At 63.7% G+C, this 22495-nt stretch carries 25 protein-coding genes; 17 read left to right on the top strand and 8 right to left on the bottom strand.

What is annotated here, in order from left to right:
* Positions 1 to 15 precede the first annotated feature (15 nt).
* Together RID11_RS16065 and RID11_RS16060 are read left to right on the top strand one after the other, a co-directional pair.
* A complete protein-coding gene (locus tag RID11_RS16065; protein ID WP_350140989.1) occupies positions 16 to 1737 on the top strand; it encodes a tetratricopeptide repeat protein in 1722 nt (573 codons plus the stop codon).
* Positions 1730 to 2545, top strand: a complete 816-nt coding sequence (locus RID11_RS16060; protein ID WP_350141017.1) for a 4-(cytidine 5'-diphospho)-2-C-methyl-D-erythritol kinase — start codon at positions 1730 to 1732, stop codon at positions 2543 to 2545. The genes RID11_RS16065 and RID11_RS16060 overlap by 8 nt, the downstream gene beginning before the upstream one ends.
* Here the strand turns inward: RID11_RS16060 and RID11_RS16055 are convergent.
* Positions 2538 to 3539 (bottom strand): polyprenyl synthetase family protein, encoded by a 1002-nt coding sequence (locus RID11_RS16055; RefSeq protein ID WP_350140987.1) that lies wholly within the window; start codon positions 3537 to 3539, stop codon positions 2538 to 2540. The genes RID11_RS16060 and RID11_RS16055 overlap by 8 nt on opposite strands.
* A gap of 56 nt (positions 3540 to 3595) precedes the next feature.
* Here RID11_RS16055 and RID11_RS16050 point away from each other — a divergent pair, with 56 nt between their 5' ends.
* From RID11_RS16050 to RID11_RS16040, 3 genes are all read left to right on the top strand, one after another.
* Complete coding sequence (locus tag RID11_RS16050) at positions 3596 to 3811, top strand: putative signal transducing protein (RefSeq protein WP_324413717.1); 216 nt, start codon at positions 3596 to 3598, stop codon at positions 3809 to 3811.
* Positions 3801 to 4574 carry a tRNA1(Val) (adenine(37)-N6)-methyltransferase gene (locus tag RID11_RS16045; RefSeq protein WP_350140984.1) on the top strand — a complete coding sequence of 258 codons (774 nt, stop codon included), beginning with the start codon at positions 3801 to 3803 and terminating at the stop codon, positions 4572 to 4574. Before RID11_RS16050 ends, RID11_RS16045 begins: the two co-directional genes overlap by 11 nt.
* A 122-nt stretch (positions 4575 to 4696) precedes the next feature.
* A complete protein-coding gene (locus RID11_RS16040) occupies positions 4697 to 4867 on the top strand; it encodes a YdcH family protein (RefSeq protein ID WP_324413721.1) in 171 nt (56 codons plus the stop codon).
* An 80-nt stretch (positions 4868 to 4947) separates the two neighbouring features.
* Here RID11_RS16040 and phbB read toward each other — a convergent pair whose 3' ends face one another.
* From phbB to RID11_RS16025, 3 genes are all read right to left on the bottom strand, one after another.
* Positions 4948 to 5670: an acetoacetyl-CoA reductase gene (gene phbB, locus RID11_RS16035; RefSeq protein ID WP_324413723.1), complete on the bottom strand. Its 723-nt coding sequence runs from the start codon at positions 5668 to 5670 to the stop codon at positions 4948 to 4950.
* Positions 5671 to 5824: 154 nt separating this feature from the next.
* Positions 5825 to 7000: an acetyl-CoA C-acetyltransferase gene (locus RID11_RS16030; RefSeq protein WP_350140981.1), complete on the bottom strand. Its 1176-nt coding sequence runs from the start codon at positions 6998 to 7000 to the stop codon at positions 5825 to 5827.
* Between the two features lie 141 nt (positions 7001 to 7141).
* The gene (locus tag RID11_RS16025) at positions 7142 to 7978 is read right to left on the bottom strand and encodes an EAL domain-containing protein (RefSeq protein ID WP_350140979.1); all 837 of its coding nucleotides are present in this window, start codon (positions 7976 to 7978) and stop codon (positions 7142 to 7144) included.
* 93 nt (positions 7979 to 8071) lie between these two features.
* Between RID11_RS16025 and RID11_RS16020 the strand changes: the two genes are divergently transcribed.
* Complete coding sequence (locus RID11_RS16020) at positions 8072 to 8638, top strand: DNA-3-methyladenine glycosylase I (RefSeq protein WP_350140977.1); 567 nt, start codon at positions 8072 to 8074, stop codon at positions 8636 to 8638.
* Between the two features lie 51 nt (positions 8639 to 8689).
* On the opposite strand, the gene RID11_RS16015 is transcribed toward RID11_RS16020, so the two are convergent.
* Positions 8690 to 9157, bottom strand: a complete 468-nt coding sequence (locus RID11_RS16015) for a hypothetical protein (RefSeq protein WP_350140975.1) — start codon at positions 9155 to 9157, stop codon at positions 8690 to 8692.
* A 149-nt stretch (positions 9158 to 9306) separates the two neighbouring features.
* Here RID11_RS16015 and RID11_RS16010 point away from each other — a divergent pair, with 149 nt between their 5' ends.
* The 5 genes from RID11_RS16010 (at position 9307) to RID11_RS15990 (ending at position 13174) form a co-directional block, all read left to right on the top strand.
* A complete protein-coding gene (locus tag RID11_RS16010; RefSeq protein WP_350140973.1) occupies positions 9307 to 9672 on the top strand; it encodes a DUF4168 domain-containing protein in 366 nt (121 codons plus the stop codon).
* Between the two features lie 355 nt (positions 9673 to 10027).
* Complete coding sequence (gene rlmN, locus RID11_RS16005) at positions 10028 to 11206, top strand: dual-specificity RNA methyltransferase RlmN (RefSeq protein WP_350140971.1); 1179 nt, start codon at positions 10028 to 10030, stop codon at positions 11204 to 11206.
* A 3-nt stretch (positions 11207 to 11209) separates the two neighbouring features.
* A complete protein-coding gene (locus RID11_RS16000) occupies positions 11210 to 12163 on the top strand; it encodes an amidoligase family protein (protein WP_350140969.1) in 954 nt (317 codons plus the stop codon).
* Positions 12160 to 12882: a gamma-glutamyl-gamma-aminobutyrate hydrolase family protein gene (locus tag RID11_RS15995; protein ID WP_350140967.1), complete on the top strand. Its 723-nt coding sequence runs from the start codon at positions 12160 to 12162 to the stop codon at positions 12880 to 12882. Before RID11_RS16000 ends, RID11_RS15995 begins: the two co-directional genes overlap by 4 nt.
* A 103-nt stretch (positions 12883 to 12985) precedes the next feature.
* Positions 12986 to 13174, top strand: a complete 189-nt coding sequence (locus RID11_RS15990; RefSeq protein WP_350140965.1) for a hypothetical protein — start codon at positions 12986 to 12988, stop codon at positions 13172 to 13174.
* Between the two features lie 155 nt (positions 13175 to 13329).
* Here RID11_RS15990 and rpsU read toward each other — a convergent pair whose 3' ends face one another.
* Positions 13330 to 13536 carry a 30S ribosomal protein S21 gene (rpsU, locus tag RID11_RS15985; protein ID WP_008207378.1) on the bottom strand — a complete coding sequence of 69 codons (207 nt, stop codon included), beginning with the start codon at positions 13534 to 13536 and terminating at the stop codon, positions 13330 to 13332.
* 104 nt (positions 13537 to 13640) lie between these two features.
* On the opposite strand from rpsU, the gene RID11_RS15980 reads away from it, so the two are divergent.
* Positions 13641 to 14330 (top strand): COQ9 family protein, encoded by a 690-nt coding sequence (locus RID11_RS15980; protein ID WP_350140961.1) that lies wholly within the window; start codon positions 13641 to 13643, stop codon positions 14328 to 14330.
* Positions 14331 to 14348: 18 nt separating this feature from the next.
* On the top strand, positions 14349 to 15332 hold the full coding sequence (locus tag RID11_RS15975) for an NAD(P)H-quinone oxidoreductase (protein ID WP_350140959.1): 984 nt from the start codon (positions 14349 to 14351) through the stop codon (positions 15330 to 15332).
* A 58-nt stretch (positions 15333 to 15390) separates the two neighbouring features.
* Here the strand turns inward: RID11_RS15975 and RID11_RS15970 are convergent, their stop codons facing one another.
* Positions 15391 to 16026, bottom strand: coding sequence for a ribonuclease T2 family protein (locus tag RID11_RS15970; protein WP_350140957.1), 636 nt, complete (start codon positions 16024 to 16026; stop codon positions 15391 to 15393).
* A 130-nt stretch (positions 16027 to 16156) separates the two neighbouring features.
* On the opposite strand from RID11_RS15970, the gene RID11_RS15965 reads away from it, so the two are divergent.
* The 3 genes from RID11_RS15965 (at position 16157) to RID11_RS15955 (ending at position 19538) form a co-directional block, all read left to right on the top strand.
* Complete coding sequence (locus RID11_RS15965) at positions 16157 to 16915, top strand: DUF1013 domain-containing protein (protein WP_350140955.1); 759 nt, start codon at positions 16157 to 16159, stop codon at positions 16913 to 16915.
* Positions 16916 to 17033: 118 nt separating this feature from the next.
* The gene (locus tag RID11_RS15960; RefSeq protein WP_350140953.1) at positions 17034 to 18167 is read left to right on the top strand and encodes an NAD(P)/FAD-dependent oxidoreductase; all 1134 of its coding nucleotides are present in this window, start codon (positions 17034 to 17036) and stop codon (positions 18165 to 18167) included.
* A gap of 198 nt (positions 18168 to 18365) precedes the next feature.
* Positions 18366 to 19538: a type III PLP-dependent enzyme gene (locus RID11_RS15955; RefSeq protein ID WP_350140951.1), complete on the top strand. Its 1173-nt coding sequence runs from the start codon at positions 18366 to 18368 to the stop codon at positions 19536 to 19538.
* A gap of 103 nt (positions 19539 to 19641) precedes the next feature.
* Here RID11_RS15955 and RID11_RS15950 read toward each other — a convergent pair whose 3' ends face one another.
* The gene (locus RID11_RS15950; RefSeq protein ID WP_350140949.1) at positions 19642 to 21039 is read right to left on the bottom strand and encodes an aminotransferase family protein; all 1398 of its coding nucleotides are present in this window, start codon (positions 21037 to 21039) and stop codon (positions 19642 to 19644) included.
* A 442-nt stretch (positions 21040 to 21481) separates the two neighbouring features.
* On the opposite strand from RID11_RS15950, the gene RID11_RS15945 reads away from it, so the two are divergent.
* Positions 21482 to 22477, top strand: coding sequence for a taurine ABC transporter substrate-binding protein (locus RID11_RS15945; protein ID WP_350140947.1), 996 nt, complete (start codon positions 21482 to 21484; stop codon positions 22475 to 22477).
* Positions 22478 to 22495: the final 18 nt, after the last annotated feature.

Genomic DNA, 22495 nt, shown 5'->3' with positions numbered 1-22495 from the left:
AAAAGGCAGGTCAGCGTGAAAATCAGAACCCTCTCGGCCCTCGCACTCACAGCACTCTTGCAGGCGATGCCGCTGCCTGTCCTGGCGCAAGAACCAGCCGGCGCCTATCTTGCGGCCCGTCAGGCACGTGTCGTGGGCGATTTCGCGGCTGCAGCGCAGTATTACGCGCAGGCTTTGGCGCAGGATCCGTCGAACCCCGCAATGCTGGAAAACGCGACCATCGCCTATCTGGCGCTCGGTCAGCTGGACAGAGCCGTCGCCGTGGCCCGCAAGATCGAGGCGGATGGGTTGCGCAGTCAGGTGGCGCAAGTTGCACTTTTGGCCAATCAGGCAAGCAAGGCCGAGTGGGAGGGGTTGCTCTCGCGGCTACAGGACAAGCGTGGCGCGGGCGATCTGGCGGATGGGCTCATCGCAGCCTGGGCCTATCTCGGCAAGGGCGACATGACCGAAGCGCTCGCCCGGTTCGACGCCGTCGCTGAGGAGCGCGGATTGCGCAGCTTCGCGCTTTATCAAAAAGCCCTGGCGCTCGCTTCCGTCGGAGATTTCGAGGGTGCCGATGAGGTATTTGCCGGAGACGAGGATGGCCCGGTCCAAGCCACGCGACGCGGTGTCATGGCCTGGGCGCAGGTACTAAGCCAATTGGGCGAGTACGAGCGCGCGCTTGGCCTGATCGATGATACGTTCGGCGGGGATCCTGACCCGGAGATCACTTCCCTGCGCGCGAAGATTGAGGCCGATGAGACGGTGCCATTCGACGTGGTGTCGGGGCCAAAGGACGGCGTCGCAGAGGTGTTTTTCTCGCTTGCCCGCGCCTTGATGCAAGAAGCCAATGACGAGTTCGTTCTGCTCTATGCGCGGGCCGCCGAAGCGATCCGGCCCAGTCATGTAGACGCTGTGATCACGGTGGCCGAGTTGCTTGAGGATATGGAACAACACGATCTCGCCATCGCTGCCTACAAAAAAGTACCGCGCGATCACCCCTCCTATCACGTGGCCGAATTGGGGCGCGCCGAGGTCCTGCGCCGCGCGGACAAGCCTGACGCGGCGGCAGAGGTGCTAGACCAGTTGGCGCAGACCTATCCCGATCTGGCCAATGTACATGTCGCGGCTGGGGATCTGCACCGATCGCAAGAGGATTACGCGGCGGCGGTCGAGGCCTATGACCGTGCCGTCACCCTGCTGGAGGAGCGCGACAATCCGCAATGGTTCGTCCACTACGCCCGCGCGATCAGCCATGAGCGGCTCGATCACTGGCCCGAGGCCGAAGCCGATTTCCGCCGCGCGCTCGAACTGAACCCTGATCATCCGCAGGTACTCAACTATCTTGGCTACTCGATGGTGGAAAAGCACATCAATCTCGACGAGGCGCTCGGCATGATTGAACGCGCCGTCGCGGCACAGCCGAACAGCGGCTACATCGTCGACAGTCTTGGATGGGTCTACTACCGTCTGGGCCGGTATGACGAGGCCATTGTGCAGATGGAACGCGCCGCCGAGCTGATGCCCACCGACCCTGTGGTCAACGATCACTTGGGCGACGTTCTCTGGGCCGTCGGGCGCAAGGGCGAGGCGCGGTTTCAGTGGCGGCGCGCCCTGTCGCTGCATGAAAGCGAGCCGTCGCCGGATCTCGACGCCGATCGCGTGCGCCGAAAGCTGGAGGTTGGTCTCGATCAGGTGCTGGAGGAAGAAGGCGCTGAGCCGCTGAGGGCCGTGAATGCCGTCCCGGCCAATAACTGAACCTGCCCCGGCCAAGGTCAATCTGACACTGCATGTCACAGGTCGTCGCGCCGATGGTTACCACCTGCTCGATTCGCTCGTCGTGTTTGCCGATATCGGGGATCGCGTGACGGTGCGGCCCGGTGGGGCATGTCTGCGGGTTGTCGGTCCGATGGCGGCAGGTATCCCGGATGGTCCCGAGAACCTCGTACTGCGCGCCGCCGCACTGATGGGGACCGAGGCTGAAATCACCCTCGACAAACACCTGCCCGCCGCGGCCGGGATCGGCGGGGGGTCGAGCGATGCGGCGGCCTGCCTGCGCGCGCTTGCGCGTCTCACAGGCGCGCGACTGCCCGATGACGTGCTGAGCCTCGGGGCCGATGTGCCGGTCTGCCTGCTCGCCCGCGCCGCGCGGATGCGCGGCATCGGCGAAGAAATCACCCCGCTGGCGCGTTTGCCGCTCCTGCACGCGGTGCTGGTCAATCCGGGTGTCGCCGTCTCGACGCCCGCGATCTTCAAACGGCTGGTGCGGCGCGATAACCTGGCAATGCCCGAGCGTCTGCCGGGCTGGCATACGACCGAGAACCTGCTCCTTTGGCTGGCCACACAGCGCAACGATCTGGAGGAACCGGCCATTGCCGAGGCTCCGGTGATCGCGGATGTGTTGGAGAAAATTGCGGCGACCGAGGGCTGCGCGCTCGCCCGCATGTCCGGATCTGGTGCCACCTGTTTCGGGCTCTATCCCGATCCACACTCCGCGCAACAGGCCGCCCACAAGCTGCGCCGCGACCACCCCGATTGGTGGGTCATGCCGACCCGGCTCAGTTGATCCGCGCCACCACGTAATCCGCCAGCCCGTCGAGCATGTCGCGCACCGGATGGGTGGGCATCCGGGCAAGCGAGGCGCGCGCCTTGGCGACCCATGCCCGTGCATCCGCCCGCGTCTCCTCTAGCGCACCATGCGCGTGCAACAGATCGAGCGCGTGTTCCAGATCGCCGTCGCGCTGATCCCCCTTCTCGATGCACCGCTTCCAGAAGGCCCGTTCGTCGTCCGAGGCCGCCGCCACCGCCTTGATCACCGGCAGGGTCAGCTTGCGCTCGCGGAAATCGTCGCCGACATTCTTGCCGGTCGCCTTGGCGTCGCCCTCGTAATCGAGCAGATCATCGACGATCTGGAACGCGACCCCGAGCGCATCGCCGTAATCAAAGAGCGCCTGCACCTGATCCTCGGGCGCGCCTGCGATGACGCCGCCCACCTCGGTCGCCGCCGAAAAAAGCGCCGCCGTCTTGCCGCGCACCACCTGAAGATAGATGCTCTCATCGGTGCGCAGATCGCGCGCCGCACTCAGTTGCAGCACCTCACCCTCGGCAATCGTAGCAGAGGCATTGGCAAGGATATCAAGCACCCGCACCGAGCCGGTCTCGACCATCAACTGAAAAGCGCGCGCAAAGAGGTAATCGCCCACAAGAACGCTGGATTTGTTGTCATAAAGCAGGTTCGCCGTGGGCCGCCCCCGGCGCTGCGCGCTCTCGTCCACGACGTCGTCATGCAACAACGTGGCAGTGTGGATGAACTCCACCGTCGCCGCAAGATGCACGTCATATTCGCCCGCATAGCCGCACAGATCCGCGCTTGCCAGCGTCAGCAGCGGACGCAGCCGCTTGCCGCCCGCCTCGACCAGATGTGCCGTAACCTCGGGAATGCGCGGCGCGTGGCGCGAGGCCATGCGCGCCCGGATCAGCGTATTGACCGCCTCCATCTTGTCCGCGAGATGCGCGGCCAGGGCTTCATGCGGTTTCGTGGCGACCTCGTCCAATCCCATAACACTCCCGTCAACACTGCTCGACAAATAGCGCGCGGTGCCCTTATGTCAGCCATATGAAACAGCTTCTTCGCACCAACGATCCCGCATCCATGGCCTTCGCTCAGGCGCTGCTTCAGGGCGAGGGTATAGACTGCTTTGAAATGGACGTAAATATGAGCATCCTCGAAGGCTCTATCGGGATTTTCCCGCGCCGCCTGATGGTGGCGGATGCCGATTACGCCGACGCGCGCGAGGCGCTGATCGACAACGGGTTCTCGCTTGAGGACTGAGCGCTTTGCCGACGAGGAGTTGAGCCGCGATGCCTTTCTCGGCGGGCGGTTGCGGATCGCGCAGCCCCGCGCGGGCTATCGTGCGGGCATCGACCCGGTGCTTCTGGCCGCGAGCATCCCGGCGCGGGCCGGACAGAACGTGCTCGACCTCGGCTGCGGCTCTGGCATCGCGGCGCTTTGTCTGGGCGCGCGGGTGCCGGGCCTTGCCCTCGCAGGGCTGGAGATACAGCCCGCCTATGCCGATCTGGCGCGGCGGAATGCCACAGAGAATGATCAGGCCCTCGAGGTCTTCACCGGCGATCTGACCGACATGCCGCCCCCCCTGCGGCAGCGCCAATTCGACCATGTCATCGCCAACCCGCCCTATTTCGACCGTGCCGCCAGCACCCCGGCCCGCGATCCTGGGCGCGAGCATGGCATGGGTGAAACCTGTGCCCTTGCCGAATGGGTCGCCGCCGCCGCGCGCCGTGCCGCGCCCAAGGGGCAGGTGACCGTCGTGCAGCGCGCCGACCGCCTGCCCGACCTGATCCCCGCCATGGCCGCGCATCTGGGATCGCTCGAGGTTCTGCCGCTCATCCCCCGGCAGGGGCGGGCCGCGCGCCTTGTCCTGATGCGCGGGCGCAAGGGCGGGCGCGCGGAATTTCGTCTGCATGACGGGCCATGCCTGCACGCAGGGGCCGCGCATGGCCGCGACGGCGAGGATTACACACCCGCGATCTCCGCAGTGCTCAGAGATGCGGCAGGTTTGTCCTTTCCCGGCTGAGTTGAGTCAAATCCAGTCGGAAAACTCCCGCTTATCTCGCAGACGCAGCGTGACAGTATTGTAAAAATATGCTGCAATTCCCATGTCGATTTAAGACGCATCCATATCAGAGGAGACTGCCCATGAGCTTGAGTTCGCATATTGAAGAACTGAAGAAGAAACATCACGCGCTCTCGGAAAAGGTGGAAGAGGCGCAGCGCGCGCCGGGCAGCAGCACGCTGGAAATCGCGGACCTCAAGAAACAGAAATTGAAGATCAAGGAAGAGATCGAGCGCCTGTCGGAAAACGCCTGACAGTGCAGCCAGATAGACGTGGATAACAAAGGGCCGGTCACCATGGACCGGCCCTTTTTCGTGCGCTGTCGCGGGTCGGATCAGACGAAGAACTGACCGCCGTTGGCCGAGATCGTCGAGCCGTTGATGAAGCTTGCGTCGTCCGAGACAAGAAAGCTGACGCAGCGGGCGATTTCCTCGGGCTCGCCCAGACGACCGGCGGGGATCATGCCGATGATCGATTCGCGCACCTTTTCCGGCACCGCCATCACCATTTCCGTGGCGATATAGCCGGGGCAGATCGCGTTGGCGGTGATGCCCTTGGCGGCGCCTTCCTGTGCCAGGCTCTTGATGATGCCCAGATCGCCCGCCTTGGTGGCGGCATAATTGACCTGTGCAAACTGTCCTTTCTGACCGTTGATCGAGGAAATCACCACGATTCGGCCAAAGCCGCGCTCGCGCATCCCGGGCCAGACCGGGTGCACGGTGTTGAACACGCCGGTGAGATTGGTGTCGATCACGGCATTCCACTGGTCCGGCGTCATCTTGTGAAAGGGCGCGTCGCGGGTGATGCCGGCGTTGGCGACCACGATTTCGATGGGGCCCAGATCGGCCTCGACCTGTTCGATCCCGGCCTTGGAGCTGTCATAGTCGGCGACGTTCCACTTGTAGGTCTTGATGCCGGTCTCCTCGGTGAACTTGGCGGCGGCCTCATCGTTGCCGGCATAGGTCGCGGCGACGGTGTATCCGTCGGCCTTGAGCGCCTTTGAAATGGCGGCGCCGATTCCGCGCGATCCTCCGGTGACGAGTGCAGTTCTTGCCATGGTATCCTCCAATCTGGCTAATGCGTTGGTAACTTGGTTATCTTCTTGATGGGGTAAGCGCAACATTGTTGCGCGGTAAAATCTCCGCGATGCAGGGTGCGGCATGAAAAAGGGCGCCCGGGGCGCCCTTTCCTGTCATCCCCCGCGCCCCGGCTCAGGGACGCTCGATGCACATCGCGACGCCCATGCCACCGCCGATGCAGAGCGTGGCAAGGCCCTTCTTGGCCCCGCGGCGCTGCATCTCGAACAAGAGCGTGTTCAGAACCCGGCAGCCCGAGGCTCCGATGGGGTGACCGATGGCGATCGCACCGCCATTGACGTTCACGATCGACGGGTCCCAGCCCATGTCCTTGTTGACCGCACAGGCCTGCGCGGCAAACGCCTCGTTCGCCTCCACGAGGTCGAGATCGCCGACGCTCCACCCGGCCTTTTCCAGGGCCTTGCGGCAGGCATGGATCGGGCCCACGCCCATGATCGACGGGTCGAGCCCGGCGGTGGCATAGGAGGCGATGCGCGCCAGCGGCTCGATGCCACGGCGTTCGGCCTCGTCGGCGCTCATCAGCAAGGTGGCGGCGGCCCCGTCATTGAGGCCGCTGGCATTGGCCGCCGTAACCGATCCGTCCTTGGTGAAGGCCGGGCGCATCTTGGACATCGCGTCGATAGTCGCGCCGTGCCGGATGTACTCGTCCTTGTCGACAACGATATCGCCCTTGCGGGTCTTGACGGTGAAGGCGATCACCTCGTCGTCGAACTTGCCCGCCTTCTGCGCGGCTTCGGCCTTGTTCTGGCTGGCGACGGCGAATTCGTCCTGCTGATCGCGGCTGATCTGCCATTTCTCCGCGACGTTCTCGGCGGTCTGGCCCATGTGATAGCCATTGAACGCATCCCACAGACCATCGCGGATCATCGTGTCGATATATTTCATGTCGCCCATCTTGTGCCCGGCGCGCAGATGCGCGGCATGGGGGCTGAGCGTCATGTTTTCCTGCCCGCCGGCGCAGATGATGCTGGCATCGCCCAGCTGGATGTGCTGCGCACCCAAGGCCACGGCGCGCAGGCCCGATCCACAAACCTGGTTGATGCCCCAGGCGGCGGATTCGACCGGCAGCCCGGCATTGACATGCGCCTGACGTGCTGGGTTCTGTCCCTGTGCGGCGGTCAGGACCTGACCGAGGATCGTTTCGCTGACCTCGGATTTTTCGATGCCCGCGCGCGCGACCACAGCCTCCAGAACGGCCGCGCCCAGATCGTGCGCGGGGGTGTTGGCGAACGCGCCGCCAAAAGACCCGACAGCGGTGCGTGCTGCGGATGCGATTACTACATTGGTCATTAGTGTCCTCCACCAGGATTTGCCCGGGCCGAGGATGCCATCGGGGCCGCCGCATTGGAATGCGCACCCCGCCGTCTCCTCCGCCGTTACGTCGCGTCATATCGCAGATGCCGCGCTGCGGCAACGGACGGAGTGTCACATTCACGCGCTTGCGCGGTCAAGGGTCTCGTCGAGCCAGGGCGGGCGGATCGTGGGGGCCCCGAAATAATAGCCTTGCAGGCAGTCGATCCCGAGCGCGGTGAGATAGGCGGCATCCTCGGGTCTCTCGATGCTTTCGGCGACGGTCACCATGTCGAATTGCTGCCCGATGCTCAGCAGCGCGGCGGTCAGCACCTGGTTGTCGGGATTGCGGGCGATACCGCGAATGAACTGTCCGTCGATCTTGAGAATGTCGAAGTAGAACTCCTTGAGAAACCGGAAGGAAGTATAGCCTGCACCGAAGTCGTCCAAGGCAAAGCCGATGCCCTTGCGTTGCAAGTCGGTCATGAAGCCGGTGACCAGTTCCGGCACCAGCATGGCAGAGCTTTCCGTGATTTCGAGGATCAGCCGTTCGGCGATGGTCGGATCGTTTGACAGCCTCTTCTTAAGAATACGCAGCCAAGGTCCGTAGCCGATGGAGCGCGCCGACATGTTGATGGCCAGTCTAAGGTCGGGGTATTCGGTCAGCGTGCGCAGACCCTTTTCCAGCGCGAGACAGTCGATTACGCGCCCGGTTTCCGTCACTTCGATCTGAGTGATGAAATCGCGTGCGGGAATCACCCTTCCTGTCGCATCCATGACGCGAATCAGCCCCTCGTAAAAGGCGGGCCTGTCCGGCTGTCCTGCGGTGACGACCGCCTGGTAGGCGAGCATCACCTGCTTGTGGCGCACCGCCTGATCAACCATCTCGAGCACCGAGCGATCCCGGGCCGAGACTGCATAGGTGAGCGGGTTATCGTGGCCTGTCGGTATATCGGCCCATTTGCGTGTCTTGCCCATCTTGCCCTCCGAGACTGGCGTGTTCCCAAATTGGGGCAGATCCCTTAAGGACAGTTTAAAGAGCGAATTTGAACGAAATCACGGGGGCAGGGCATGGAGCGGTGCGGTTGGGTGGGGGCGGACGCGCTCTATGAAGCCTATCACGACCATGAATGGGGCGTGCCGGAATATGACAGTCGCGCGCTTTGGGAAAAGCTAATTCTCGACGGGTTTCAGGCGGGGCTGAGCTGGATCACCATCCTGCGCAAGCGCGAGGCTTTTCGCGAGGCTTTTCAGGAGTTTGACCCGCATATCATCGCGGGCTGGGGGGAGGCCGAGGTCACCCGGCTGCTGGCCAATCCGGGCATCATCCGGCACCGGGGCAAGATCGAGGCGACCATCGGAAATGCCCGTGCCTGGCAGGCGATTGAGGCCGAACAGGGCTTTGACCGTTACCTCTGGGATCATGTTGGCGGGCGGCCTGTTCAGACCCGTTGGCAGACCCTTGCAGAGGTGCCTGCGCAGACCGATCTTTCCGTAAAAATTTCAAAAGATCTGAAGAAACGCGGCTTCAAGTTCTGCGGCCCCACCATCGTCTATGCCTTCATGCAGGCGGTGGGAATGGTCAACGACCACCTCGTCACCTGCCCGTGTCACGAGCGTGTGGCACGGCTGGGATGAGGGGCTGTATCGCGTCGGTATTCTGTCGGTATTGCGTCGGTGGCAAATCCGCTACTGAAGCGTTGCATCAAAGGTGATCACTACGCGGTCGCCGCCGCTGGCCACCTCGGTCGCAATCTTGGCATTCAGAATGTTCCGGCCCGAGAATTCGATTGCCGTTTCTTCCAGCTCCGCCCGTTGCGGGCGGATGCTGTACCCTTCGCTCTCAAGGGCGGCCGACCAGTCTCCGAACAGCTCTTCGACGTCGGTGGCGGTGCTGAATGAAAACATCCGGATGCTGGAGCCGATGGCGCGATCCATCTGCACCTCGGCGTCACTGGGCAATACCAGAACCTCTGGCACCCAGCCTTGCGGCATCTCCTCGGCATAGACGATCACGGTCGCAAAGAGCGACAGCACAAGGCCGAAAAGCATGTCCCTGACCTGACCGCCAAGCCGACGAAACGAAAGGCCGTCCATGACGGGGCGAGGCGGGGCCGCGACGCAGACTGCGCCGATCTGGCTGGGTGCAGTGATCATGACACCGAACGTATCGTGCGTCTCGGGATGTTCAACACGGTTTCGCGGCCCCTCACGCCGCATCGGCAACTTCCCGCGTCCCCGATTTGCGGCGAAACACATGCCATTTAGGTTGAGTGGCGCATGTAACAACGACGGAGAAGATTGAAATGCCCAAAGCCAAGATGCTCACCACCGCCGTTACGGCGCTGACCCTCGCCGTTGCACCGGTCGCCACGCTGCCCGCGATGGCACAGCAGAGCAACGCACAGGCAGAGGTGTCCGAGGCAGAACTCGACGCCTTTGTTGTCGCCTTCAAGGACGTTGTCGCTATCGAACAGGATTACGGTACGCGGCTCAAGGACGTCACGGACGAAGCCGAGAAGCAGGCGCTGATCGACGAGGCGCAGGCCGAGATGACGCAGGCCGTCGAAGACGCCCCGGATATCGAGGTTGATCGCTATGTCGAAATCCTGGAGATCGCGCAGACCGATCCCGATCTTCAGGCCGAGTTGACCTCCAAGCTCCAAGACTAACCTCGTCAAGCTTGGTGTCATGGCGCGTCCGCAGGGGGCTGACCCTCTGCGGGCGCGTTTTTTGGGTTCGAGACGACCGGTGTGCGGGCAGCCATCCCCATGAGGGACCGCTTCCCGACATTTGATTGAAGCACCTGCGCGATACGCGGCCAACGGCCGCCGCGCATTGCGATGCTGCTTTACTGAGTTGGCAAGATAAAGGTGTACCCAACAGACGCTGTACCGCTGCATTGCGGACCTTCCCTGCGCCGGGTGACCAAAATGGCTCATCACCCGCGCCCTGGCGTAAAGAGGTTTTGGAATCGGCACCAAACCCCTATATGACGTGACATTCCCTCAGACGCGCGAAAGAGCCATGACACAGACCGCACCGATCACGCAGGACGTGATGACCATTCCCCGCAAGCTGCCCGACGGGCCGATCAATCTGGTCGGGCTGACCCGTGACCGGATGCGCGAGGTGCTGATCGCGCATGGCACGCCCGAAAAGCAGGCCAAGATGCGGGTCAATCAGATCTGGCAATGGATTTATGGATGGGGCGTGCGCGACTTTGACGCGATGACCAATCTTGCCAAGGCCTATCGCGCCGATCTGGCCGAAAAATTCGTGATCGAGATCCCCGAGGTGGTCAGCAAACAGGTGAGCGCCGATGGCACCCGCAAATATCTTGTGCGGATCGCGGGCGGCCATGAGGTCGAGGTGGTTTATATCCCCGAGACCGACCGGGGCACGCTGTGTATTTCCTCTCAGGTGGGCTGCACGCTGACCTGTTCGTTCTGCCATACCGGCACGCAAAAGCTGGTGCGTAACCTCACCGCCGGAGAAATCATCGGTCAGGTGATGCTGGCGCGCGACGATCTGGAGGAATGGCCCAAACCGGGCGAGGGTGCAGGCGAGCGTCCGCGTCTGATCAGCAATATCGTGCTGATGGGCATGGGTGAGCCGCTTTATAATTTCGACAATGTGCGCGACGCGATGAAGATCGCGATGGATGGCGAGGGGATTTCGCTGTCGCGGCGCCGGATCACGCTGTCGACAAGTGGCGTGGTGCCGGAGATCGCCATGACGGCGGAGGAAATCGGCTGTCTGCTCGCTGTCAGCTTCCACGCCACCACCGACGAGGTGCGCGACCGGCTGGTGCCGATCAACAAGAAATGGAACATCGAGACATTGCTCAACACGCTGCGCGAGTATCCGCGCCTGTCGAATTCCGAGCGTATCACGTTTGAATATGTCATGCTCAAGGACGTGAATGACAGCGATGCCGATGCCCGCCGTCTGGTACAGCTGATCAAGGGCATTCCGGCCAAGATCAACCTCATCCCGTTCAACGAATGGCCCGGCGCGCCGCATCAGCGCAGCGACTGGGAGCGGATCGAGCGGTTTGCCGACATCATCTACAAGGCGGGCTATGCCAGCCCCATCCGCACGCCGCGCGGCGAGGATATCATGGCCGCTTGCGGGCAGTTGAAATCCGCGACCGAACGCGCCCGCAAACCGCGTCGTGATATCGAGGCCGAGGCGGGGCTCTGATCGGTGGCGGAATTCGCCCCCCTGCCGCAGCCCCTCAACGCCAAGGGTGATCCGCGCCTTGTGGGTGTAGAGATCGAGCTGGGCGGCTTGCCCGAGGCCGAGGTGGCGCGGCTCTGTGCCGAGGCGGTCAGCGGGACAATCAAACAGGTCGACAGCCATATCTGGCATGTGGAGGACAGCCGCATCGGGCGGCTGGAGGTCTATCTCGATATCTTTCTGCGCAAGGCACAAAAGAGCAAGCTGCGCGATCTGGCGCTTGATCTGGGGCGCGAGGTGGTGCCGGTCGAGATCGTGAGCGAACCGCTGGATATGGAGGGGCTGGCCCGGCTCGATGCGCTGCGTGAGGTTTTGCGCGAGGCCGGAGCCTTGGGCAGCGGCGCGGGCTGGTTCTTTGGCTTTGGTCTGCATCTCAATATCGAGATCGCGAGTGAGGCGGACGCCGATATCGTGCGGCCGCTGCTGGCCTATGCGCTGATCGAGGACTGGCTGCGCACCGATGACCCGATCGACGAGTCGCGCCGCCTGCTGCCGTTCACCGATCCCTACCCGACCGAGTTCGTGCGCGCCCTGATCGGGGCGGGGCCGGGGGCCACGCGTGAGCATGTGACCGGGCTTTATCTCGAGCACACGCCGAGCCGCAATCGCGGCCTCGATATGCTGCCGGTCTTTGCGCAGTTCGAGCCTGACCGTATCGAGGCCGCGATTTCCGACAAGACATCGGCGCGCCCGACCTTTCATTTCCGCCTGCCCGATTGCCGGATTGATGAGGCGGGATGGTCCATCGCCGATGAATGGCGGCGCTGGCTGACGGTGGAGCGGGTGGCCGCCGATGCGGCGCTGCTCGACCGGCTGGCGCGGGCTTGGGAGGACGATCATGGCCTGCTGACGATTTCGCGGCAAAGCTGGGCCGCGCGGGCGGGACGTATCCTGCAAACGGCGGGGCTGACCGGGACATGACCCGTGCCTCTCGCCCCGTGATCGGGGTCACCGTGTCGCGCCGCTCGGGCTGGCGCATCTATCCGCTCATTGCGCTCAATGTCTGGCTGGCGGGCGGTTGCGCGCGACGCTGGCAGGCGGGGCGCAGGGCGGATATCGACAGCGTGGACGGGGTGATCATCGGCGGCGGCGACGATATCTCGCCGGATCTCTATGGCGGCTGGATCGTCACCTCGGCCCGGCTCGACCCGGCGCGCGATGCGCTGGAGCGGGGGGTGTTGCTGGGGGCGTTCGTGACATCCAAGCCGGTGCTGGGGATTTGTCGGGGCAGTCAGATGCTCAATATTGCGCTGGGCGGCACGCTGCATCAGGACGCCTATGCGACCTACGCGGCGAGCGACCATATCCGGACCGTGCTGCCGCGCAAGACCGTGCATATCGAGGCGGGCACGCGGCTGGCGCATCTGGCAGGCACACAGCCGATGAAGGTCAATGCGCTGCATACCCAGGCGGTGGACCGTCTGGGCGAGGGGCTGCGCGTCGCGGCGCGCGATCAGGGTGGCATGATCCAGGCCATCGAGCGGGTCGAGGAGCCGTTTGCGCTGGGCGTGCAGTGGCACCCGGAGCATCTATTCTACGCGCATCGGCAAATGGGGATTTTCCGCGCGCTGATCGCGGCGGCGCGGGCGCGGCAGGAGCATGCGGCGCAGCTGGCCCGGGTCGATGCCGAAACCAACTGAGCGGTCGCGACATTTCCCAAACCGCGCCACAATCCGGCGCGATTGACGCCACATGCGTCAACTATCCCGTGATTATCGGAAAACCGTAACAGGGATGGAAACGATGAACCTGAACCACACAACGACGAACCGCGAAATTCGCGACCTTGTCCTTCGCGAGCGTCACCTTGCCGTGTCCGACCGTGAATGGGAGCACCGCCTTCGCGGCTATGGCTATGGCATTCGCGACACCTCCGAGGGCCGCTTTGTCACGTCGCTCCTGAAAGATGCGCCGCTCTGCCAGATCGGTTGATCGCGGTTTCTTCTTGGCGAAAGTACTCTGGGGGAGTCGCCTCTCGGGGCGACGGGGGCAACGCCCCCTGACGATACCCCTCAAAAACGACAAACCCCCGAAGCGGATGCCCGGGGGTCGTCAAATCGTGCCGCAAAAAACCGCGGGTAAAGCTCTTAGAGCATGCCTTCGCGCTGCGCTTTCTTACGTGCCAGTTTACGGGCACGGCGAATCGCTTCGGCCTTCTCGCGCGCTTTTTTCTCGGACGGTTTCTCGAAATGTTGCTTGAGCTTCATTTCCCGGAAAACGCCTTCGCGCTGCAGTTTTTTCTTCAGGGCGCGGAGCGCCTGATCGACATTGTTGTCGCGAACACTAACCTGCATGTGGTGTCACCACCTTCCTAAGTTAAAGTTGCAAGATTGCAGGAAGCGTTCATATAGCAAAGCGTCCCGGAATTGTCTAGGGTGCGCCGCAGAGAGGAATACCGATGCCCGATACCGATCTGATGAGCCGTCTTCTGGAGGCCGCCAAGCCGCATGTGCCGTTTGACGGATGGAGTGAAACCACGTTGAGGCTGGCCGCGCAGGACGCGGATATCGCGCCCGGGCTGGTCACCGCTATCTGCCCACGCGGGGCGGTCGATCTGGCGCTCGCCTATCATGCCGAGGGTGACGCGGCGATGCTCAAGCGGCTGGAAGAAACCGATTTGAGCGCGATGCGCTTTCGCGACCGGGTGGCGTTCGCTGTGCGCGCGCGGCTGGAGGCGGTCGAGGATCGCGAACTGGTGCGGCGCGGCACTACGCTCTTTTCCCTGCCCAACCATGCCGCCGACGGTGCGAAAGCGATCTGGCAGACCTGCGATCACATCTGGACCGCGCTTGGCGATACCTCGGATGACGTGAACTGGTACACGAAGCGCGCGACGCTGTCGGGTGTCTACGGAGCCACGGTGCTCTATTGGCTGGGCGATGACAGCGAGGGCAATCTGCGCACCTGGGAGTTTCTGGATCGCCGGATCGAGGACGTGATGCAGATCGAGAAATTCAAGGCGAAGGCGCGCGAGAACCGGGTCGTGTCGGGCCTGATGGCGGGGCCATTGGCCTTTCTCGGCCGTGTGCGCGCGCCGCAGGCGCGGCAACAGACCGGCATGCCGGGGCGCTGGACCGGCCCTAACTGAAGCAAAGAAGGACAGACGATGAGCGAGACGATGCAGGCAGTCGAAATCACCGAGGCAGGCGGACCGGAGGTGTTGCAGCCGACCACGCGGCCTGTTCCTGCGCCGCGCGCGGGTGAGGTGGTGATCCGGCTGGCCTATGCCGGGGTCAATCGCCCCGATGCGTTGCAGCGTGCCGGCATGTATGCGCCGCCGCCCACGGCGAGCGATTTGCCGGGGCTGGAGGGCGCGGGCGAGATTGTGGCGCTTGGCGAGGGGGTCAGCGAGTGGGCCATCGGCGATCAGGTTTGCGCGCTGTTGCCCGGTGGCGGTTATGCCGAGTACGTGGCCACGCCCGCCGCACATTGCCTGCCCGTACCGGCGGGATTGGGCCTCAAGGAAGCGGCCTGCCTGCCCGAGACATTTTTCACCGTCTGGTCGAATGTTTTTCAGCGTGGCGGGCTCAAGGGCGGCGAGCGGTTTCTGGTGCATGGCGGATCGTCGGGTATCGGCACCACGGCCATTCAACTGGCCCGTGAATTCGGAGCGCGGGTGTTCACCACGGCAGGCAATGCCGATAAATGCCGGGTCTGTACCGATCTGGGTGCGGAGCGGGCCATTAATTACCGCGAGGAGGACTTCGTCGAGGTGCTGCGCGCCGAGGGCGGGGCCGATCTCATCCTAGACATGGTGGGCGGTGAGTACCTGCCGCGCAACGTCAAGGCGCTCGCCGATGACGGGCGGCTGGTGATGATCGCGTTCCTGCAGGGGCCCAAGGTGGAACTGAATTTCGCGCAGGTGATGATGCGGCGGCTGACGATCACCGGCAGCACCCTGCGCCCGCAAAGCGATCTGGCCAAGGCGCAGATTGCCGAGGCGTTGCGCACGCATGTCTGGCCTTTGCTGGAGGCGGGCAAGGTTGCCCCGGTGATGGATTCCGAGTTCCCGTTGGTGGACGCGGCGGCGGCGCATGCGCGGATGGAATCGAGCGGCCATATCGGCAAGATCGTCCTGAAGGTCGGCTGAGCCGGGCCGCCCGCAAGGACACAGGGCGGGGTTCGGGTATTTTTACCAAGAAGAAACTCTAGGGGATGGGCGCGAAAAGCGCGTCTTTCATCTGGCAATCGCGGATCACGTCGCGCCCGCAAGGCACCGGGCTGAGGTCGCGGGAGAGGCAGAGCCGCGCCTCTTGAATGCGGCCCGCGCGGCAGGTGATGGTCAGCATGTCGGCCTGCCATCCCGGGTTGGCCTTGAGAAACGCCTCTTCTACCACGCTGGCGGGCAGTTTCACGGGTTTTTTGAGGTTGCGGAATACCTCTGGCCGGGTGATGCGGGCGTAAGCCTCGCGCGACAGCGCATAGTAATCGGGCGCGGAAAGACCGGAACAGGTGCCGTGCTTCTTCCATTGATGCCAGGCAAGGCCCGCGCTGCCCATGATATCGGCCATGTCACGGGTCATCGCGCGTGAGGGCGGGCGGTGCGGGCTCTGGCAATCCTCGGGCCAGCCGCGATGATATTGCGGCCAGAGCCCGTGCAGCACCCAGCCGTGATCGGCCTGCGGGTCGCATTGAGCCGCGCCGCGCGCATCGCCTTCGAGCGCACACCATGTGGGCGACCAGCTGAGCGACAGCACGTAGTAGTCGAATACGCCCGTGCGGTGCGTCTGAGCGGTGGCAGGGAGGCTGAACAGGGCCAGACAGATCAACAAGACAAGGCGCATTCTTTGGTCTTTCATTTTGTCGTCAGGGACAGTATATGACGCCCAATTTCCCCGACAATGGAAACCGTTCCGGCCCGCTGGAACCGCCTTTCAGGCGACGGGGAAGATTTGGGTAAAGGAGACCTGAGACATGTCACTGCCGATCATGGCCAAGGCCACAGCCGTCTGGCTGGTGGACAACACGACGATCAGTTTCAAGCAGATCGCCGATTTCTGCGGCATGCACGAACTGGAAGTGCAGGGCATCGCCGATGGTGATGTGGCGGCGGGCGTCAAGGGGTTCGATCCGATTGCGAACAACCAGTTGACGCAGGAGGAAATCGACCGCGCGCAGGATAACCCGCTGCACAAGCTCAAGCTCAAGCATTATGCCGCAGCACAGGGCGAGGAAAAGCGGCGCGGTCCGCGCTACACGCCTCTGTCGAAGCGGCAGGACCGGCCCAATGCGATCCTTTGGCTGGTGAAGTTCCATCCCGAACTGGCCGACAGCCAGATCGCCAAGCTGGTGGGCACCACCAAGCCGACGATCACCTCGATTCGCGAGCGGACGCACTGGAACATCTCAGCCATGCAGCCGATCGACCCGGTGGCCCTGGGCCTGTGCAAGCAGTCCGAGCTGGATGCCGCCGTGCAGAAGGCCGCCGCCAAGAAGGCCAAGGAGGGCGCCGCGCTCAGCGATGACGAGCGCCGCAAGCTGTTGAGCACCGAGCAGAGCCTCGGGGCGGATGCAGAGCCGCGAATGCCGACGGCGATCGAGGGGCTGGAGACCTTTACCCTCGGTCAGGAGAGCGATGACGAGGAGGCACCGGAAAAGGAATATGACGTCGATAGCGTCTTCAACCTGCCGGAGAGCGACGATGACGAGGATGACGAGGATGACCACCGTTAAGCGGGGTTGACCTTGGATGGATGATTGGCCCGGACGCATTTGCGTGCCGGGCCTTTTCCTGTCTTGACGCGGGCGCGGCGGCGCGCTCGACTGCGCGCGCAAGAAGCGGGAGGCAGGCATGAGCGTTGCAGTCATTGGCCGGGGCTTGATCGGATCGGCGGCGGCGCGGCATCTGGCGCGCGCGGGGCAGGATGTGGTGCTGATCGGGCCGGATGAACCGGAGGAAAAGGCCAGCCACCGGGGCGTTTTCGCCAGCCATTACGACGAGGGGCGGATCACGAGGGGCCTTGATCCCGCGCCGTTCTGGAGCCGGGTGAGCCGTGCCTCGATCGCGCGCTATGCCGAGATCGAAGCGGCGAGCGGTATTCGGTTCTATACCGAACGCGGTGTCGTCATGGCGGGGCCCGAGGGCAGCGCGCCGATGGAGCGGATCGGCGAGGTCGCGGTGCGGGACGGCGTGCCGCATGCCCGGTTGGATGATGCGGGGCTGGCGGCGCGGTTCGAGTATTTCCGGTTTGCATCCGGCACGACCGCCTTTCACCAGACGCTGCAAGCGGGATTCATCAGCCCGCGCGCCCTTGTCGCGGCGCAGGGCGTGGCAGCCGAGCGCGCCGGGGCGCATATCCTGCGCGCGAGGGTTGAGGCGGTCGAGGAGGACAGGCAGGGCGTGCGCATCCGCAGCACGGCGGGCGAAATCCGCGCCGACCGGGTGCTGATCGCCGCGGGGGGTTATACCAACACGCTGCTCGCCGAGCCGCTGCCGCTGACGGTGATGGCGCGCACGGTGGCGCTTTTCGAGGTGGACGAGGGCGAGGCCGCGCGTCTCGCCTCTATGCCGCCGCTGATCTACCTGCATGCCCATGGCGACGGGCCATACCTGTTGCCGCCGATCCGCTATCCCGACGGGCGGGTCTATCTCAAGATGGGCGGTGATCCGGTGGATCGCGTGCTTGGGTCAGGGGCAGAGATCAGCGACTGGTTCCGCTCGGGTGGTGATCCGGAAGTGGCCGCCGGGCTGGAGGCGCAGCTGCGCGAGCGGATGCCCGATCTGGCGATCCGGAGTGTGAGCCATATGGCCTGCGTGACCACCTTCACCCCCGAGGACGAGGCGCGGATCGAGATGGTGAGCGACCGGGTTGGCGTGGCCACGGCGGGCTGTGGGCGGGGTGCGAAATGCAGTGACGAACTGGGGCGTCTCGGGGCCTGTTTGATTGCCGATGGTGTGCGTGAGGATACGCCCGCCATGGTGTGATATCCGCGCCCGTGGATTATTTTTGGTGGCCCTCAAAAATCTCTTGCGCGAGTCAGCGCAAAGCCCTACGTGCGATTTTCATAGACGCCAACGCACGCGCCTCTGGCCGGTGGTTCGCCACCCGTGTTTACGTAGCGACGGTAACGTCTCCTTTTGGAACTGGTCGGGTAAAAGCCCGGGTCTTGATCGGAGATGACCATGAACGCTTACGTAACCCCCGTCGCGGGCGGCGATGCCGTTTTTGCAGCCTCGCCCCTTGTCGATTTCATTCGCACCAACGCATTCGACCGCCCCACGCTGGTGCTGTCGCGTGACATCGTGGCGCAGAATTACCGCGCGCTGAAGGCGGGTCTTGGCCGCGCCGACATCCACTACGCCGTCAAGGCGAACCCCGCCCGCGAAGTGATCGAGACCCTGATTGCCGAGGGCAGCCGGTTTGATGCCGCCTCACGCGGCGAGATCGAGCTGTGCCTGAGCCTTGGTGCGCAGCCTGCGCACATCTCGTTTGGCAACACGGTGAAGCGCTCCAGTGACATCGCCTTTGCCCATGCGGCCGGGATCACGCTCTTCGCGGCGGATTCCGAGATGGAGCTGGAGAAGATCGCCGAGCACGCGCCGGGTGCGCAGGTCTATATCCGCCTGCTGGTGGGGGCCACCGGGGCCGACTGGCCGCTCAGTCGCAAGTTCGGCTGCGCGCCGGAGCGGGCTGTGGAGCTGATGGATCATGCCGTGTCGGTTGGCCTGCGCCCCGTGGGGCTGTCGTTTCACGTGGGCTCCCAGACGCGGCGTTCGGAGATGTGGCGCGACACGCTTGATCAGGTGGGCGGTGTCTGGGCCGAGGCGCGCGCTGCCGGGCATGCGCTCAGCCTCATCAATATCGGCGGTGGTTTTCCGGCCTTTTACGGCGACGAGATCGCGGCCCCCGAGGCCTATGCCGCCCAGGTGATGGCAATGGTTGAGCCGCGCTTTCCCGGGGCCACCCGCGTGATGGCAGAGCCGGGGCGCGGCATGGTCGCCGAGGCGGGGATGATCGCCGCCGAGGTGCTCTTGGTCAGCCGCAAGTCGGACGAGGATCTGTGCCGTTGGGTCTATCTCGATATTGGCCGCTTTTCCGGGCTGGCCGAGACCGAGGGCGAGGCGATCCGCTATCAGTTCCTGACCGACCGGGATCACGAGGCGACGGGACCCTGCATCCTGGCCGGGCCGTCCTGCGACAGCGCCGATGTGCTTTATGAGAAACGCCCGGTGGCGCTGCCGGTTGGCCTGCGCGCCGGGGATCGGATCATCATCCGCGCCTGTGGCGCCTACACGTCGAGCTATTCCTCGGTCGGGTTCAACGGGTTTCCGCCGCTGGATGTTGTGGTGATCTGACGACCGCCAAGCGCCGGAAACTTCAAAAGTTTCCGGTCCGGAATTTTTTGAAAATTCCGGCACGAGACCGCCCCGAAACCTGTGTTTCGGGGCGATTTGGATTTTACCCGAACACGCGGGTCAGCGCCGCGTCGGTGGCCGACACAATCTGGTCGATGTCATCCTTGGTGGCGATGAGTGCGGGCGAATAGCACAGCGTGTTGTTGAAACCCGGCAACGAGCGATTTGTTGCCCCGATCACCACGCCGTTGGCCATGCAATCACCAACCACGGCCTGCACCATCTTCTCAGGCGCCGGTTCCTTGGTCGCGCGGTCCGCGACCAGTTCGGCCCCGAGGAACAGACCCTTGCCGCGCACATGGCCGATCACCGCGTGCTTGTCCTGAAGCGCGCGCAGTTGATCGAGCATGTAGTCGCCCATGGCGTTGGTGTTTTCGAGCAGGTTTTCCTCCTCGATGATCGCCATGTTCTCGAGCGCCGCCGCAGGCCCGGCCGTGCAGCCGCCGAAGGTCGAGATATCGCGGAAATAGTTCATCGGGTCGGTGGCGTCGTCCTTGAAGAGGTCGAATACGCGCTCGTTGGTGACGCAGCAGGCGATGGCGGCGTAACCGCTCGCGACCCCCTTGGCCATGGTCACGAAATCGGGCTCGACCCCGTAATGCTGATAGCCGAACCAGGTGCCGGTGCGGCCCACGCCGCAGACCACCTCGTCGATATGCAGCAGGATGTCGTATTTGCGGCAGATCTCCTGCACGCGGGGCCAGTAGCCCTCGGGCGGGACAATGACACCGCCCCCCGCCGTCACCGGCTCCAGGCAGAGCGCGCCGACGGTTTCGGGACCCTCGCGCAGGATCACCTCTTCGATCGCGTTTGCAGCGGCGATGCCGTAGTCTTCACCTTCCAGATCCCATTGCGCGCGATACTCAAGACAATGCGGCACGCGCACGAAACCGGGGGTGTAGGGGCCGTATTGCGCGTTACGCTCGTCCTGACCGCCCGCCGAGAGGCAGGCGATGGTGGTGCCGTGATAGTCGCGGTCGCGGTAGAGGATCTTGTGCTTCTTGCCGCCATAGCGCTTGTGCGCGATCTGGCGGACCATCTTGAACGCCTTCTCATTCGCCTCGGAGCCGGAGTTGGTGTAATAGACCCGGCTCATGCCCGGCATCTTCGAAATCAGTTTCTCGGAGAAAAGCGCGCCGGGGATCGAGCCTGCGGAGCCTGCGAAATAGGGCAGTTGAATGAGTTGGTCGCGCACCGCGTTGGCGATGCGCTCGCGCCCGTAGCCCACGTTGACGGTCCAGACACCGCCCGAGACGCCGTCGATATGTTCGCGGCCCTTCTGATCCCAGACGCGCATGCCGCGCCCTTCGACGATGATGCGCGGGTCGGCCTTGGGGTCGGTTCCGGTCCAGGGCGCGTGTTGAATGAGGTGATGCCAGACATGGGCGCGGTCCGCCTCGACCACGTGGCTGATGTCATTGTCGCGAAGTTTGCCGTCCATGGGGATGCTCCATCAGGTTGAGGCCCGGCGCAGGCGCGCGGGAGCCAAGGCTGTAACAGCTGTTGTTCATGGTTCATATCAGCCCCGAAATTTAGGCACACGATAGGGCCAAACGGTGGCAATAATTATAGCCAGATTGCAGCGAGCAGCCAGGATTCTGCGAGCAATCCCCTGAAACAACGTGCTTTTCCTGCGTCGCTTGGTCGTGATGCGCTCTTTCGGGCGATCCGAAAAGCCCTTTTCGAATTTAATGAAATGCCTCTAGGCTTGTCACTATGGCGTTGATCGGGACGCATGGATCGGGTTCACTCGGCTAGGCAGTGAGCGGTCCATGAGGCCGGTCGGGCTGATACCTGCGGTCGTGCCGGGCCATTCTGCCTGACACGCCGATCAATCAAGAAGGCGCAAAGCCTGTCAACGTAACCAACGGGAGACCACACACATGAACATCAAGGCAAAACTGATGTCCGCCGTCGCCGGTGCGGCTTTTGCGGCAAGCGCGGGTGCCGCGCAGGCGGAAATCACCGTCGCCTATTTCCTCGAATGGCCGATGCCGTTCCAATATGCCAAGGAAAAGGGCATGTACGAAGAGGCGCTTGGCATGAAAGTCAACTGGCGCGCGTTCGACACCGGCACGGCGATGAGTGCGGCTATGGCCAGCGGAGATATCCAGCTGTCGGTCAGTCAGGGCGTGCCGCCTTTCGTGGTTGCCACCAGCGCCGGTCAGGACCTGCAGACTGTCGACGTGGCGGTCAGCTATTCCGACAATGACAACTGCGTCGTTGCCGAGGCGCTCGAGATCGACAAGGACAGCGCCGGGGAACTGGCGGGCAAGAAGGTCGCCGTGCCGCTCGGCACTGCCGCGCATTACGGGTTCCTCAAGCAGATGAACCACTTCGGCGTCGATATCTCGACCATGGACGTGGTCAACATGGCCCCGCCCGAAGGGGCCGCCGCCATCGCGCAGGGTGCGGTTGACATGTTCTGCGGCTGGGGCGGTTCGCTGCGCCGGGCAAAGGAGCATGGCAACGTGTTGCTGACCGGTGCGGAAAAGGAAGAGCTGGGCATTCTGGTGTTTGACGTGACCTCCGGCCCCGCCGATTATATCGCCGAGAATTCCGACGTGGTGGCCAAGTTCCTCGCAGTGACGGCAGAGGCGAACGCGATGTGGGCGGACCCCGCCAATCGCGACGAAATGCTGCCGGTGATCGCCAAGGATAGCGGCATGGATGTCGAGGCCACGGCGGCCACCATCGACACGTTCGTGTTTCCGACCGTCGAGGACCAGCTGACCGAGAAATGGCTGGGTGGCGGCGCGCAGGAATTCATGAAGGGCGTCGCCGAAGTGTTCGTCGAGGCAGGCAGCATCGATTCGGCGCAGGCCACCTATGAGAGCAACGTCAACACCGGACCGCTCGCCGCAGCCAACGGCATGTAATCCCTGCTGACACTCTCA

The sequence above is a fragment of the Roseovarius sp. genome, from assembly GCF_040219995.1.
Lineage (GTDB): Bacteria > Pseudomonadota > Alphaproteobacteria > Rhodobacterales > Rhodobacteraceae > Roseovarius.
Note: the sequence above shows the minus strand (reverse complement) of the source record. Positions and strands in the feature narration are given on the sequence as shown.